This window comes from Pseudomonas sp. R11-23-07 (assembly GCF_003852295.1).
GTDB lineage: Bacteria > Pseudomonadota > Gammaproteobacteria > Pseudomonadales > Pseudomonadaceae > Aquipseudomonas.
Map to the genome: position 1 here is coordinate 4247417 of NZ_CP027761.1, position 13956 is coordinate 4261372.

Sequence of the window (13956 nt, forward strand, 5' to 3'; positions counted from 1 at the left end):
AATAGCCAAATCTCTAACGGACCCGAGCCCCATGAAATTCGACACGGCCTACAGCCTGAGTCTCGATGACAAACTGTCAATCTATGACGTACGAGACCTGAATTTCGACGAAACCGCCGATTTCGATTCCGACAAGGAGCGCTTTCTCTGCCCCAACGATGTGTGCCGTGCGGCGTTTGATACGGGCAATACGCTGAGCACCTTCAACGCAAAAAACGTCACCTACCAGCGCACGCCGCATTTCAAGAACAAGACCAGCACCCGGCATATCGACGGTTGCCGCTACGCCAGCACCCATAAGAGCGCAACCGGTGAAAGCGATGACGAGCGCGAGGAAAATTTCCCGTCGGAGTTTGTGCTCACACGGCGTCAATACACACGTAAAAGCCCCCTGCCAAGCGCCGAGAACATCGCCTTGCAACATCCGACGAAAGCCCCCGCGAATCGTGTCTCCACACCCCACGCCAACAACGACACCACCCCGGATAAAACCAGCGTATTCGCCTACCCGGTGGAATGCTACGTGTCGAATATCGACGACAAGGACAAGCTCAAATCAATGCCGTTGAAAATCGGCGAGCACACGGCGACGTACTGGACGTTTTTCAAGAAAATCGAATACCTGCAAGACAACCAGGGCCTGATCTATTGGGGCAAGATCAAAGCCATCAAGGACTACACCAACAGTGTTCGCATCGATTTCGAAAAGAAGGTATGGCTCGACAAGAAGCCCTACTCCGTCAACGTCTACCTGAGCAAGAAACTGCTCGATAGCTACCGCAAGCGCACGGCATTCCTGGCGCAGATCAAGGCTGCGGCGGGCAGCGAACGACCGTTGTATTGCTTTTTCTATGGCGTGACGCCGCAGCTCAAGCAGGTACCGAGCCAGAAGAACCCCGAACAGACGTTCGGGGTATTCAGCGCGAATATTGAAAACCTGGATCATCTGATCATCCGGGAGGCGCCGGGGATGGAGTAAACGCACACTGAAAAACACCACCCATTGCCCTGAGTTGATGAGCGGTACAAACAACTGTATAAAAACACAGTATAGTTGTGCCTCCCCTGTCGAACCTGGAGAAATCCCCATGTCCTCTCTGGCAATGAGCTCTTACGTAGAACAGCAGATCGTCCTTCATCAATTCACCGCCAAACACTGCGCCCAGGCGCGCATCATGTTGGGCTGGAGCCGCGAAGAGCTGGCCCGCGAGGCTGGCGTGGCGGTGCAAGCCATTCAACAATTGGAAAGCCACGGCGACGTGGATGATGACACTCGATTGGCCCTGGCATTTTGCCTGGAAGCGCAAGGGCTGGTGTTTTTCCCGGGGTTCGCACCGGGGTGGGGGATGAGTAAACGCCGGTTCGACAGCATATCGGCCGAACCGGCGGCGCCAGGCCTCCTCTCTCGGTTGCTGGGCTCACCCGCTGCAGCAAATGAGTCACCCACTCCCCAACCGAATGGTGCGTAGAGTCCAGTCTGATCAGCGGCAACGCGATGGATTAGCCCGCTTTCATGCTGCTTTCACGCAGAAGCTGAATCATATTCAGACGTTGCCTGCAGGCTCCTCAACCGCGTTATCTGCCATTACGGGTGCTGGCGTAAAGGGAGCGCCAGGGCGGAATGCCGGCTGTTTAATCGCCCGTGTGGCTTGCTCATAAACATAGGCCGCCAACAGCACTGTGGCATCGTTGTTAGCCGACCCGTAAAGGTAAAGCGCCGTTGGCATCCCCTCATCATCAAGGCCGGACGGAATGGACATTCCCGGGTAACCTGCCGCAGCGCTGAAAAAATAGTTGTTTGAGAGGAAGTTCGACACCATCGCATCGAGCCTGTGCTTTTTCATCGGATCATCGATGGTTTTCTGGAAAACCGGAATGACGGCCGCCCACAGCTTATCGCGCTGGTCCTGAGTGCTCGCCAGGCCATTGATAAGCTCCAACACTTTCTGGTCGGGCTCACCGGGCTGCTGGTGACGCTTATTGAAAGCAATCAGCTCCGAAAGCGATTTGACAGGCAAACCCTCGCGCCCGGCGAGATACTCTTCCAGTTGGTGCTTGACGTCTGAAAATAATGCTTCGTTGTAATCGGCGTAGGTTTGCTCAGCGACGCCATCCTCCAGCGTTCCCACGGGCACCAGGATCGCACCTTGAGACTTCAACACCTCAAGCGCATCCGCGAAATGCTTACGGTCCGCCCGCTTCGCGGGGTCTTTGGCCTCCTCTACGGACAATTCAGGCACAGGCGTGTAGCCAATTCGCTTGCCTTTCAAGGCATCGGAGCGCAGTCCCTCGGTGTAAAGCGTGGTCTGGGTCATGGCGTTGAGCGCTTCTGCCGCATCGCAGACATTGCGCGTGAACGTGCCAATCGTATCCATGCGTGAACTGGTCACGACACCCTCGGTACTCAGCAAGCCCACGGAGGTTTTCAAGCCAAAAACGCCGTTGTAGGCCGCGGGAGTAGTGATCGATCCGTTGGTTTCCACCCCTAACGCCAGCGGCACATGCCCCTGGGCAACCGCTACGGCAGAACCTGAGCTCGAACCCGCTACCGCCCCGCCCAGGCGATGCGGGTTCAGCGTCTGGCCGCCTCGGGAGCTCCAGCCATCCACCGGTGATTCAGAACGGAAGTTAGACAGTTCGCTCATGTTGGTTTTACCTACAACCACCACGCCGGCCTTCAGCAAGTTGTCCACGACCTTGGCATTTTGAGTGGCGGCCTTGCCCACCAGAGCTTTGGAACCGGCGCTTGTCTGCATCCGGTCCTTGGTTTCGAATACATCCTTGAGCGCGATCGGAACGCCGTGCAAATACCCGCGCACCTGGCCTTTTTCCCGTTCAAGGTCCAGCGCCCTGGCTTGCTGGAGCGCATCCGGGTTGGTTTCTATGAACGCGTTACCGCCCTGCAGCCCATGATCAATATTGGCAATTTGCCGGAACGTGTCTTTCACCAGCGATTCTGAGGTGACCCCGCCGCGGCAGGCCATCTCCACAGACATTTGACAGGCGCCCTTGAAGCCCTGCGGCAGATTTGAAAGCGCTTGCAACAGGCCTGTCGCCCACCCACCTGCCGAAACTGGTCCGATCATGGAAATACCCCTAATTGACTGAAAGAGAGCTATCGGCCGATAACCCAACACGAGTCTAAGAGGCTGTTCCGGCGTCGCTATCCAGGCGAATCCTGCTGCCCGGTATGATCATTCCGTACCCGTCGTAGGCGCGACAGTTGATAGCAGCTGGCGGTAAGTTTGCAGCAGGACCTGCACGCGATCAGCCGCCCAGCGGGCCCCGTAAAACCAGAGTTGGGTGCCATCCTCCAGCGCCTGACAGGCGCTGGGGTATCCACTTCTGCGCGCTGCATGAAACGCCGCACTCTGAGCGTCTGACACCAGGGCATCCAAACGATGGCTGGCCACGAGCGCATCGATGGCCGTACCGGATTCGAGAGGGTCGTCCGTACGCTGCGCGTCCACTGCGACTAATTGCACACCCGCTTGGCCGAGGATAACGAAGGCACGGTGCAAGGTTGCACGCTGGTCCGTGGGTTCAACATGCCCACCGCGTACATAGCGGATGGCATAGCCGATGCGCCACCCCGCCAGCACAGGGGAGGCAGTAAAAGCGCTGTTGTTTTGCACCAGGGGCACTTCAACCATCACCGGCCCAGTGGGGTCGACACCACTGAGGGCAACCAGTGATAACGCGGGGTCTCGCGTGGGTTTGATCATCGGAGGCAAGGCGTTGTAGCCGGGTATGAGTACCGTCCCCTCAGCACGTCCGGCACCGAAAACAATAGCACCGGTGCTGGTGTTATCGGTTCGCGCCTGGGTGACGGTTGAAGCACCAGGATCGGCATGCTCGCCTGATACGGCGAGCGACGATGCTGAGAAGCACGGCATGCCCAGTCGCCAGAGTTTCTTGCAGTCCTCGTTCATTGCAACGCCCCTAGAAATTAACTTTCCGACGGATCATCGCACTCTTCTGACGTTTGTCGCAGAGTCGAAACACCCTGAAAAACACCTTTTTCACAGGCTCTTTAGCTAACCCGCAGCCTGTTCTTTCACGTCCTGAGTCTCTACCTCCAACCACCACGCATGCCCTCGTTCGGGCTGGTTGAGCCGGAACGCTTGCCCCATCGCCGGCGTAGTAATCGACACATTGCGCTCCCAGGCCAGCGCCATGATGCGGTCGAACGGCTCGTGCCAGGCGTGAAACGCCAAGTCGAAGGTGCCGTTGTGAATCGGTAGCAACCAGCGGCCCCTGAGGTCGATATGCGCCTGTAACGTTTGCTCCGGCTGCATATGCACATGAGGCCAGTCGACGTTATAGGCGCCGGTTTCCATCAGGGTCAGGTCAAACGGTCCGTATTGCTCGCCGATCCGCTTGAAGCCGTCGAAATAACCCGTGTCGCCGCTGAAAAAGATCCGCCGCGCGTCATCGATCATCACCCAGGAACACCACAGGGTCTGGTTGCCGTCAAACAGGCCACGCCCGGAAAAATGCTGCGCCGGCGTGGCAACAAAACGAATGCCATCGACCTCGGTGCCCTGCCACCAATCCAGTTGCCGCACCTTGGCGGCGTCCACCCCCCATTTGACCAAGGTGTCTCCCACGCCTAAGGGCGCAAGAAAGTACCGCGTCTTGGCGGCCAATTGGATCACAGCCGTGCGGTCGAGGTGGTCGTAGTGATTGTGGGAAAGGATCACCGCTTCCAACGGCGGCAACTCCTCCAGGCTGATCGGGGGTTGGTGAAAGCGCTTGGGGCCGGCCCAACTGAACGGTGAGGCGCGTTCGGCGAACACGGGGTCGGTGATCCAGAATTTACCGCGCATTTTCAACAACACGGTTGAATGGCCCAGGCGGAACACGCTGTGATCAGGGGCTGCCACCAAGTGCTCGCGGGTCAGGGGTTGTACCGGGATGTTGCCCACAGGCCTTGTGGTGCGCGGCTTGTTAAACAACATGTTCCAAAAAATACGCAAGGTCTTGCCAAAGCCACCGTGGGGCACCGGCGCGTCGTTAGTGAAATGCCCCTGGTCGCGCTCGGCAGGCCTGAGCGCAGTGGGTGTCGGGTCAAGACGGGTTGAAATCGTAGCCATTACAGAGTGACTCCTGCGTCCGCTCATAAATTACACTGCACAGTGTAGTTTCTACATTGCAACAAAACCCGAAGCAAGTAAACTGCCGAGTGTAATTTCATTTTTGAGCCGAACCTCCTCCATGACTGCCTCCCAACGCCTCACCGACCGTAAACGCGAAGCCATCGTGGCGGCGGCCATCGCCGAATTTCGCGAGAATGGCTTCGAGGTCACCAGCATGGACAGGATCGCCGCCACGGCCGGAGTTTCCAAGCGCACGGTCTACAACCACTTCCCCAGTAAAGAAGAGCTGTTCGCCGAAATACTGCATCAATTGTGGGCCAGCAGCGCCGCGCAACTGGATGTGGCGTACAGCCGCGACCAACCACTGCGCAATCAACTGCGCGGGTTGCTGGAAGCGAAAATGAAGATGATGGCGGATGCCAACTTCCTCGACCTGGCACGCGTGGCCATCGCGGCCACCATTCATTCGCCTGAACGCGCCCAAGACATGGTCAACCGCTTGAGCGAGCGCGAAGAAGGCTTTACCCAGTGGGTTCGCGCCGCCCGGGAAGACGGCCGCCTGAGTTGCAAAGACCCGGCGTTCGCAGCTCACCAGATACAAAGCCTGCTCAAAGCATTTGCGTTCTGGCCGCAGATCACCCTTGGCCAACCCACCCTCGACGCAACGTCCCAGGCTCATGTGATCGAATCGGCGATTGATCTGTTCCTTGCAGGCTATGAGGTCAGTCCGCCGCAGTAGCACAATGCCGCCATTGGTCGCCTCGCTAGAAATGTGCCGCCCCGAAGGCGAACTTCCTGGCAGGCCGATCACTCTGAACCCGTTGTTCCCCCCCTCTGTCAGCACAAGGAGCTGGCAATGAGCAAGTCAACCGTGAGGCCCAGGTGCCCTACGGGGTCAGGCGCATTTACATGGATCCCTCATACGCATGCCTGCTCGAGCTTCCGATCATGCTATTCAACGCTTACAAAAAAACCATCACCGCCTTGCAACACACCACTGCGCAACAGGCCAGCCTGCTGGACGCGATCGAGCGCTCGATGGCGGTTATCGAATTCGATGTGCAGGGCACCGTGCTGCGCGCCAATGACAATTTCTTCAAGACCCTGGGCTACCGCGCCGACCAGATCCTGGGCCAGCCCCACCGGATGTTCTGCACACCGGCGTTCGCGCGCAGCGCCGACTACAACCAGCTGTGGACACATCTGCGCAACGGCCAATTCCAGTCCGGCACCTTTGAACGGGTAGGCGCCAACGGCGCATCGGTGTGGCTGGAAGCCAGCTACAACCCGGTACGCGATGAAGCCGGTCGCGTGGTCAAAGTGGTGAAGTACGCCATGGACGTCACCCCCCGCATGCAAGCCGAAAGTGAAGCCAATGCCAAGCTGCAAGCCATCGACCGCGCCATGGCGATGATCGAATTCAACCTCGATGGCACCATCATCACCGCCAATGCCAACTTCCTGCAGCGCATGGGTTACAGCCTGGCGCAGATCCAGGGCAAGCATCACCGCCTGTTCTGCACCCCGGCGCTGGCCAGCAGTCCAGCCTATAGCGAGTTCTGGAAGCGCCTGAACCAGGGTGAACTGTTCAGCGGCCAGTTCGAGCGGGTGGACAAACACGGCAATACGCTGTGGCTGGAGGCCAACTACAACCCGGTGTACGACGCCAGCGGGCGCCTGTGCAAAGTGGTGAAGTTCGCTTCGGACGTTACGGCCCGTGTGCAACAGCATGCGGCCGACGCGCAGAGTGCTGCGCAGGCCTATCACCTGTCGCTGAACACCCAGGACATGGCCGAAAAAGGCGCCGAGGTGATTCAGAAAACCGCCACCGGCATGCGCGACATCGCCGTTGATATCGACGCCTCTTCGCAACTGATCGCCAAGCTGGGCGAGCGGTCGCAACAGATCACTACCATCGTCAACACCATTCGCGGCATCGCCGACCAGACCAACCTGCTGGCCCTCAACGCCGCCATCGAAGCGGCCCGCGCGGGCGAGCAAGGCCGCGGCTTTGCCGTGGTGGCCGATGAAGTACGCCAATTGGCGGCACGTACCAGCGGCTCCACGGCGGAAATTTCCGGCATGATCGCCATGATCCAGGACGAAACCCGCCAGGCCATCGACAGCATGGACGCCACCCGCGACCGTGCGGCCCAGGGCGTGGAACTGGCCAACCAGGCCGGTACGGTGATCCTGCAGATCCGTGAAGGCACCAGCGAGGCGGTACAGGCGGTGAGCGCGTTTGCCAACGAGCGGGGCAACCGCTGACGGCTTCTTCATGTGCGGGCCGAGGGCTGGGTCTATAGTGCGTGATGCCTCACGCCACCGACTCGAGCCCGCCATGACCTCAGAAAAACCCGACCCAACCCCTGTCGACCCCTTGCGCTTCCACCGACACCACGCCCATCTGGCGCCAACCTTCGGCAACGATACCTTTGCCCTCAAGGCCGAAGCCTTTGCGCGGTTCTTTGGCACACCGACCTTCCTCGGCGCGCAAACCGCCATTGTGGTGCTGTGGGTGGTGCTGAACGCGACCGGCATCACCCACTTCGATGTATACCCATTCATCCTGCTCAACCTGGCCTTCAGCCTGCAATCCGCTTACGCCGCGCCGTTGATCCTGCTGGCCCAGACGCGCCAGGCTGCACGCGACAAAGCCCAGTCCGACGCCGACGCACAACACCGCGAAGCCCTGGCCACCGCCAACACCGCCCGCCAGGCCCAGGCCGCACAAACCACCAAACAGTTGCTGGAACTACTGGAACAGAACACGCGGCTGACGGAAATGACTAAACAGCTGACCGAACGTATCGAAACCCTGACGTGCGAAATACATGAGCAATTTGTGCGCAAAACCTAATTGCGCAACCCGCTTACATGTCGCCCCAGCTCATCAAACAGGGTCACCACTGAACGCAACGCCCGGGAATCAGGGCGCGTCAACAGCCATAGTGCAGTGTCATGCCCTGCCAGTGCGGGGCCCAGTGGTTGCAAGCCATCGCCTATCAGAAAATCCGGCAGCGCCGCCACCCCCAGCCCGGCGCGCACCAACTCGGTCACCGACTGCATGCTGTTGCAACGATAACCGGGACGCACGCCCGGCAGATGCTCACGGCGCCAGGCCACCGTGGGATGGTCAGGTAAAAAGTCGTCCGGCGCGATCCAGGCCAGGTCAGCCAGCTCCTGGCCTGCATGCCGACGCGCATAGTCGGCGCTGGCGCACACCTGATACGTCACCGTCCCCAGGCAACGTCCGACAAGATGCTCCGGCGGCTTGCTGGTCAGACGCAGCGCGATATCGGCATCGCGGCGGCTGAGGTTGGCGAAATCATTGGAGGTGCTCAGTTCCAGGATCAACGCCGGATAATTCGCCATGAACCTGGCCAGGGCCGGCAGCAGCAGACCTTGCAGCACAGCGTCGGTGCAGGTCAGGCGCACCGTGCCGCTGATCGCTTCCCCGCCCTGCTCCACACCGATGCGCGCGGCCTCCAGAGCAAGTTCTGCGCGCTCGGCCTGTTGCGCCAAGTGGGTGGCCAACTCGGTGGGCAGATAACCGGCACGGTTTTTTTCAAACAACGTCTGGCCAAGAGCAGCTTCCAGGCGCCGCACCGCCCGGAACACGGTGGACACATCCACCCGCAGCAGCCCGGCGGCCCGCGCCAGGGTGCCGCCGCGAACCAGGGCGAGGACCAGCGACAGATCATTATAGTCGACTTGATAGTGCACGGCTGCATTGAGCATGTGGGCAAATGCCAATATTGATTGCGTGAGCGCCAATCTATAGTGCCCCTGAGGACACCACAAGCCATGGGATCACACGATGAAAGACGCCCCGCTGCACCTCGCTCTGATCGGCGATTACAACCCTGACGTGATTGCGCACCAGGCCATTCCCGTGGCGCTGCAACAAGCAGCCCAAGTCTTGAAGCTGAGCGTCAAGGTGCAATGGCTCGACACCGACACCATCACCGCCACGGCCTCGCTGCATGGGTTCGACGGTTTCTGGTGCGTGCCCGCCAGCCCGTACCGCGACACCGAAGGCGCACTGCGAGCCATCCGGTTCGCCCGCGAACAGCGACGGCCTTTCCTCGGCACTTGCGGTGGTTTTCAGCACGCGGTGCTGGAATATGCCCGCAACGTGCTGGGCTGGGCGGATGCCGAACACGGCGAGTTGGTACCGGGCGCTAAACGTGCCGTCATCACGCCGTTGAGTTGTGCGCTGGTGGAGGCCGACGACACCGTGCGCCTGGAGCCCTACACCCGTATCGCGCAAGCCTATGGCAGCCTGGACATCCATGAAGGTTATCGATGCCGCTACGGCATCAACCCCGAGTTCGCTCATGCACTGCTTGAAGGAGCAATGATTGCCAGCGGTCACGACGCTGTAGACGACCTTCGAGCGGTGGAGCTGCTGAACCACCCCTTTTTCGTCGCCACCCTGTTCCAACCCGAACGCGCCGCCCTCAAAGGCATAACACCGCCGCTGGCGATTGCCCTGCTCACGGCGTGCCGGGAGGCCTCGGCATGATCGCCAAGACACCGGCGCCGCCCTACTACGCGGTAATCTTCAGCTCACTGCGCACCGCTGGCGACCAGGGCTACGGTCAGGCCGCCGCGCGCATGCTGGAACTGGCGCATGAACAGCCGGGATTTCTGGGCGTGGAATCGGCGCGGGAAGAAGGCCTGGGGATTACCGTGTCTTATTGGAGCAGCGAAGCGGCGATCCTGGCCTGGAAACAGCAGGCCGAACATCAGCAGGTGCGCGAGCAAGGGCGCTCCCTCTGGTACACCGCGTTTCATACCCGCGTATGCAAGGTGGAGCGGGCCTATAGCTTCCACGCTGAATGATCGCGCGTCTGCAAAATGCATAGGTATCTACACAAGTGTGTAGCAGCCTCCGGTAACCACGATGCGAAGCGAGCCGCTCTTGCTCTTGCTCTTGCTCTTGCTCTTGCTCTTGCTCTTGATCTTAAGCGCCCCGTTAAACCACGCTGGCCGGAATTCGACAGTGATTTGGGGGGTAAACCGGCAGGGATGCCGGTTTAGCCGCCCCGCGCCATGGATGGCGCGTGGCGGCGGCCCCCCAAATCAATGTCGGATTACGGGCACACCGAGCCTAAGCGAGGTGCCGAGTGGTGGGGCAAGAGCGTTTTGCTTACTTTTGCGCTTTTCAAAAGTGAGACGCCGTAAGGGCGGAACCCATAGCAGCCGTTACCGCAGCAACGGATATGTACTCGCCCTGATCCAGCATCCTGGTCGGCTGTCAGGCCGCCATCGGGAGCAAGCCCCCTCCCACATTTGGAACGCGGGGCCTCAGTTAGAGAAGCGTCGACTCCCGAGCCGCCACAGGTTCAGGACTACGCCAAAGTTGTGTAGATACCTACGCTGCAAATGGCCTGCGCTTAACTGACCAAACTACGCAACGCACTGATCTGCGGGATTTCAACCCGGCGCATATACACCCGCAGCGGTTCGCTGATGTTGATGCGATCGTCAATGTTTTGTGCGAGCAGCAACTGAATGCGCGCGCGGGACAGGATCATGCTGTGGTCGGCAGCCGGTTCCCAGACGAACTCGGCTGTGGGGATGATGCCGTCATCGGCCACGTCCATGCCGAAGGCATCTTCGCTGAAACGCACGATGTACTGGCCCGTCTTGCGGTTCAGGCCGACAAAACCGTGGAGTTGGTCGGCGGCCTGGCAGATAAGTTCGGAAGTGATGCGCATGGTAAACCTCACTGAAAAGTCCTACTGGGACTGGAAAGATGGTTTACACGCGTGGCAGAAAATACCGTCCTCTAACGGGACAGCTTCGGTTAAGGGTACTGCAATGCATCACAAAAAAACCGACAAAATTGGCCTGCGCGCACGTTAATGTCGGTTTGGTGATAGCGCCTTTCGCAATCAATTGTTAAAAAGGACACCTTCTCAAAGTTACCTTCACGAAAGGACTTCGCATATGCCTGTAACGTTAACCAACGGCCCGGTACCCGCCACGCTAGGGAGTGCCTTGCTGCTGGCGCTGATGCTCGGCCTTGGCCCTGCACAGGCTGCCGACCCCATCAGCCCGGCTGAATTGGCGACAAACGAAGGCATTCCCTACCCTGCCGTGATCGCCCACCGTGGCGCTTCCTATGACGCCCCCGAGTCCACCGCCGCCGCTTACAAGGTCGCGCGCGACCTGGGCGCCGACTATCTGGAGCTGGACCTGCAGCGCAGCAAGGACGGCGTATTGTTCGCCCTGCACGACAACAACCTGCAACGCACCACCGACGTGGCGACCAAGTTCCCCGAGCGCAAAGACGCGCCGGCCAACGAATTCACCTGGAAAGAGCTGCAAACCCTCGACGCCGGCAGCTGGTTCAACGCCGCCTACCCGGACCGCGCACGCCCTGGTTTCGTCGGCCTGAAAATCCAGAGCCTGGATGACATCATCAAAATCGCCGAAGGCAATCCGCAACACAAACCCGGCCTGTACATCGAGACCAAGGAGCCCAAGCAATTTCCGGGCATCGAAGCCGACCTGAAAAACAAGCTGCTGGACAAGGGCTGGTTGAGTTCCGCCGGCTCCAAGCTGGGCAAGAGCAACACCGGTGTCGGCCAAGGCAAGGGCCGCGTGGTGCTGCAAACCTTCGAGGTGGCCAGCCTGAAAGAACTGCAGAAAGAAATGCCCAACACGCCGAAGATCCTGCTGTTGTGGGTCGGTGAAGGCAGCATCGAACCGAAATCCAAAGTGCCCTTTGCCGAGTCCGGCGAACCGACCAAAGCTGCCTATTACGCCAAGCAGGAACCCAAGGATGCGGCCGAGTTCGAAAAATGGGTCGACCAAGCCAAGAGCCTCGGCGCCATCGGCACTGGCCCTTCGGCGGAGCTGACCGACCACGGCGACCAAAGCTACACCGACCTGGTCAAGCCTGAAATGAACCAACTGACCCACGACAAGGGCCTGCTGGTGCATGTGTACACCGTGGATGAACCGGTTGATTTCGACAAGGTGATGAAGGCCGGCGTCGATGGCATCTTTACCAACCGCGCTGCCGAACTGCTGAAGTTCTACAAGCGCTGGCCGTCGTCCAGCGTGCAGGACCTGCTGAACGACCATAAGTACTGAGGCGTTTGTGGCAGTCAGCCATTAAGCATGAGTTAAGTTGCGCCGGTTAATCTGGCGCCACTTAAACAGTTCAACCAGAAGGACACACACCATGAAAACCTTGACCACTCTGTTCGCCGCCACTGCCCTGACTCTGACTGCCGGTTTGGCACAGGCTGATGTTCGTCCGGACCAGATTCCTGACCTGATCAAATCCGGTGAAGTGATGGCATTTGAAAAACTCAACGCTGCCGCCGTCGCCAAGCATGCCGGCGCCACCATCAACGACACCGAACTGGATCACGAAGCCGGCAAGCTGGTCTACGAAGTGGACCTGACCGACACCACCGGCAAGAAGTGGGACGTGAAGCTCGACGCCAAAACAGGCGCCGTACTGGAAGACAAGCAGGACACCTGAGTTAAAACTCAAAAAACGCGCCACCGGCAGGTGGCGCGTTTTTTTATGGGCGCTCGCCAAACCGTCACATAACCGTCATCGCGCCTTGCAATGATTCGCGCATGCGAACCTGTGAAACGTCCTACAGGCGCTTTGTCTGCGAGCCTCCATGAACCACAGCATCGATCACGCCCATCAGGATCCCGATCTGTTTGGCCTGCTTTACGGTTTCCGCTTTCTGCCCGGCGAAAAGGGCGAGCAGATTGACTCGGCCACCGCGCTTGCGTACTTGCAACAACCCGGCGATCCGCAAGCATTTCTCTGGCTGCACCTGAACCTGGCCCACGCCGCCTGTGAGCGCTGGATGCAGGCCCACCTGGAATTGCCCGAAGAGTTTTTCGAAGCATTACACGAAGGCTCGCGCTCCACGCGCATCGAGCACGTCGATTCCGCCCTGTTGGCGGTGGTCAACGACGTGGTCTTCAACTTCAGCAGCATGGTGTCGTCGGATATTTCCACGTTGTGGGTGTGCGCGCGCAGTCGCCTGCTGATCAGTGCGCGCCTGCAACCGCTGCACTCGGTGGATAAATTGCGCTCGTCGGTGAAAGCCGGTGAACGCTTCCGCTCGCCGCTGGAGTTGCTGGTGCATTTGCTGCGCGACCAGGGCGAAGTACTGACGCAAATCGTGCGCAAGACCAGCCTCAGCGTCGACCAGATTGAAGACCAGTTGCTGTCCTCGCGCCTGTCCACCAACCGCGCCGAACTCGGTGCCGCGCGCCGCGTGCTGGTGCGTTTGCAACGCCTGTTGGCGCTGGAACCGGGCTCGCTGTTGCGCCTGCTCAACCGGCCGCCGCAATGGCTGCAAAAGGAAGACGTGAAGGAGTTGCGCAAATCCACCGAAGAGTTCGCGCTGATCATCAACGACCTGACGGCCCTGGGCGAGCGCATCAAATTGTTGCAGGAAGAGATCGCCGCCAACCTCAACGAACAGAGCAACCGCACCCTGTTCACCCTCACGGTGGTGACGGTGCTGGCGCTGCCGATCAATATCATCGCCGGTTTTTTTGGCATGAATGTGGGTGGCGTACCGCTGTCCACCGACCCGGAGGGCTTCTGGATCCTAGTAGCGCTGGTGGCGACCTTCACCTTGATCGCCGGGCGCTGGGCATTCAGGAAGCGCAAGGATTACTGAATGACGATCGTTCCCACGCTCCCGCGTGGGAATTCAGCCCGTGACGCTCTGCGTCGTGACGCGGAGCGTCCCAGGAGGCATTCCCACGCAAAGCGTGGGAACGATCATAGACCAGCGGCACCCGCATATCCCTTAAACACTGACCTGCCGCAGCATCTTTGTAACATTCTGCAATGATC

At 59.5% G+C, this 13956-nt stretch carries 15 protein-coding genes; 10 read left to right on the top strand and 5 right to left on the bottom strand.

All coding sequences use genetic code 11. The features are described 5' to 3' along the window. Positions 1–31: 31 nt before the first annotated feature. Complete coding sequence (locus tag C4J84_RS19435) at positions 32–979, top strand: hypothetical protein (protein WP_124435968.1); 948 nt, start codon at positions 32–34, stop codon at positions 977–979. A 109-nt stretch (positions 980–1088) separates the two neighbouring features. Further along, positions 1089–1469 carry a helix-turn-helix transcriptional regulator gene (locus tag C4J84_RS19440; RefSeq protein WP_124435969.1) on the top strand — a complete coding sequence of 127 codons (381 nt, stop codon included), beginning with the start codon at positions 1089–1091 and terminating at the stop codon, positions 1467–1469. A 75-nt stretch (positions 1470–1544) separates the two neighbouring features. Here the strand turns inward: C4J84_RS19440 and C4J84_RS19445 are convergent, their stop codons facing one another. The 3 genes from C4J84_RS19445 to C4J84_RS19455 all read right to left on the bottom strand — a co-directional run bounded on the left by C4J84_RS19445 (position 1545) and on the right by C4J84_RS19455 (position 5096). Continuing rightward, complete coding sequence (locus C4J84_RS19445) at positions 1545–2996, bottom strand: amidase family protein (RefSeq protein ID WP_124436342.1); 1452 nt, start codon at positions 2994–2996, stop codon at positions 1545–1547. 198 nt (positions 2997–3194) lie between these two features. Beyond that, a complete protein-coding gene (locus tag C4J84_RS19450; protein WP_177412754.1) occupies positions 3195–3932 on the bottom strand; it encodes a hypothetical protein in 738 nt (245 codons plus the stop codon). A 105-nt stretch (positions 3933–4037) separates the two neighbouring features. Next, on the bottom strand, positions 4038–5096 hold the full coding sequence (locus C4J84_RS19455) for an MBL fold metallo-hydrolase (RefSeq protein WP_124435970.1): 1059 nt from the start codon (positions 5094–5096) through the stop codon (positions 4038–4040). 121 nt (positions 5097–5217) lie between these two features. On the opposite strand from C4J84_RS19455, the gene C4J84_RS19460 reads away from it, so the two are divergent. The 3 genes from C4J84_RS19460 (at position 5218) to C4J84_RS19470 (ending at position 7959) form a co-directional block, all read left to right on the top strand. Further along, positions 5218–5838 carry a TetR/AcrR family transcriptional regulator gene (locus C4J84_RS19460; protein ID WP_124435971.1) on the top strand — a complete coding sequence of 207 codons (621 nt, stop codon included), beginning with the start codon at positions 5218–5220 and terminating at the stop codon, positions 5836–5838. A 209-nt stretch (positions 5839–6047) separates the two neighbouring features. Beyond that, complete coding sequence (locus tag C4J84_RS19465) at positions 6048–7367, top strand: PAS domain-containing methyl-accepting chemotaxis protein (RefSeq protein WP_124436344.1); 1320 nt, start codon at positions 6048–6050, stop codon at positions 7365–7367. A 73-nt stretch (positions 7368–7440) separates the two neighbouring features. Beyond that, entirely contained in the window at positions 7441–7959 is a 519-nt protein-coding gene (locus tag C4J84_RS19470) for a DUF1003 domain-containing protein (RefSeq protein WP_124364073.1), read from the top strand. On the opposite strand, the gene C4J84_RS19475 is transcribed toward C4J84_RS19470, so the two are convergent. Beyond that, positions 7956–8840, bottom strand: a complete 885-nt coding sequence (locus tag C4J84_RS19475) for a LysR family transcriptional regulator (protein WP_124435972.1) — start codon at positions 8838–8840, stop codon at positions 7956–7958. The genes C4J84_RS19470 and C4J84_RS19475 overlap by 4 nt on opposite strands. Before the next feature lie 79 nt (positions 8841–8919). Between C4J84_RS19475 and C4J84_RS19480 the strand changes: the two genes are divergently transcribed. After that, positions 8920–9627, top strand: coding sequence for a CTP synthase (locus C4J84_RS19480; protein WP_124435973.1), 708 nt, complete (start codon positions 8920–8922; stop codon positions 9625–9627). After that, entirely contained in the window at positions 9624–9947 is a 324-nt protein-coding gene (locus C4J84_RS19485; protein ID WP_124435974.1) for an antibiotic biosynthesis monooxygenase, read from the top strand. The genes C4J84_RS19480 and C4J84_RS19485 overlap by 4 nt, the downstream gene beginning before the upstream one ends. A 554-nt stretch (positions 9948–10501) precedes the next feature. Here C4J84_RS19485 and C4J84_RS19490 read toward each other — a convergent pair. Beyond that, a complete protein-coding gene (locus C4J84_RS19490; protein ID WP_124371627.1) occupies positions 10502–10825 on the bottom strand; it encodes a DUF2025 family protein in 324 nt (107 codons plus the stop codon). A 232-nt stretch (positions 10826–11057) separates the two neighbouring features. Here C4J84_RS19490 and C4J84_RS19495 point away from each other — a divergent pair, with 232 nt between their 5' ends. From C4J84_RS19495 to C4J84_RS19505, 3 genes are all read left to right on the top strand, one after another. Further along, entirely contained in the window at positions 11058–12209 is a 1152-nt protein-coding gene (locus tag C4J84_RS19495) for a glycerophosphodiester phosphodiesterase family protein (protein ID WP_124415426.1), read from the top strand. 91 nt (positions 12210–12300) lie between these two features. Further along, positions 12301–12606: a PepSY domain-containing protein gene (locus C4J84_RS19500; protein ID WP_124435975.1), complete on the top strand. Its 306-nt coding sequence runs from the start codon at positions 12301–12303 to the stop codon at positions 12604–12606. A gap of 148 nt (positions 12607–12754) precedes the next feature. Next, entirely contained in the window at positions 12755–13777 is a 1023-nt protein-coding gene (locus C4J84_RS19505; protein ID WP_124364081.1) for a transporter, read from the top strand. Positions 13778–13956 lie beyond the last annotated feature (179 nt).

Excerpts from the sequence above, each read along its gene's own strand:
- C4J84_RS19435 (WP_124435968.1), top strand. The coding sequence starts at position 32 with ATGAAATTCGACACGGCCTACAGCCTGAGTCTCGATGACAAACTGTCA.
- C4J84_RS19440 (WP_124435969.1), top strand. The coding sequence starts at position 1,089 with ATGTCCTCTCTGGCAATGAGCTCTTACGTAGAACAGCAGATCGTCCTT.
- C4J84_RS19445 (WP_124436342.1), bottom strand. The coding sequence starts at position 2,996 with ATGTCTGTGGAGATGGCCTGCCGCGGCGGGGTCACCTCAGAATCGCTG.
- C4J84_RS19450 (WP_177412754.1), bottom strand. The coding sequence starts at position 3,932 with ATGAACGAGGACTGCAAGAAACTCTGGCGACTGGGCATGCCGTGCTTC.
- C4J84_RS19455 (WP_124435970.1), bottom strand. The coding sequence starts at position 5,096 with ATGGCTACGATTTCAACCCGTCTTGACCCGACACCCACTGCGCTCAGG.
- C4J84_RS19460 (WP_124435971.1), top strand. The coding sequence starts at position 5,218 with ATGACTGCCTCCCAACGCCTCACCGACCGTAAACGCGAAGCCATCGTG.
- C4J84_RS19465 (WP_124436344.1), top strand. The coding sequence starts at position 6,048 with ATGCTATTCAACGCTTACAAAAAAACCATCACCGCCTTGCAACACACC.
- C4J84_RS19470 (WP_124364073.1), top strand. The coding sequence starts at position 7,441 with ATGACCTCAGAAAAACCCGACCCAACCCCTGTCGACCCCTTGCGCTTC.
- C4J84_RS19475 (WP_124435972.1), bottom strand. The coding sequence starts at position 8,840 with ATGCTCAATGCAGCCGTGCACTATCAAGTCGACTATAATGATCTGTCG.
- C4J84_RS19480 (WP_124435973.1), top strand. The coding sequence starts at position 8,920 with ATGAAAGACGCCCCGCTGCACCTCGCTCTGATCGGCGATTACAACCCT.
- C4J84_RS19485 (WP_124435974.1), top strand. The coding sequence starts at position 9,624 with ATGATCGCCAAGACACCGGCGCCGCCCTACTACGCGGTAATCTTCAGC.
- C4J84_RS19490 (WP_124371627.1), bottom strand. The coding sequence starts at position 10,825 with ATGCGCATCACTTCCGAACTTATCTGCCAGGCCGCCGACCAACTCCAC.
- C4J84_RS19495 (WP_124415426.1), top strand. The coding sequence starts at position 11,058 with ATGCCTGTAACGTTAACCAACGGCCCGGTACCCGCCACGCTAGGGAGT.
- C4J84_RS19500 (WP_124435975.1), top strand. The coding sequence starts at position 12,301 with ATGAAAACCTTGACCACTCTGTTCGCCGCCACTGCCCTGACTCTGACT.
- C4J84_RS19505 (WP_124364081.1), top strand. The coding sequence starts at position 12,755 with ATGAACCACAGCATCGATCACGCCCATCAGGATCCCGATCTGTTTGGC.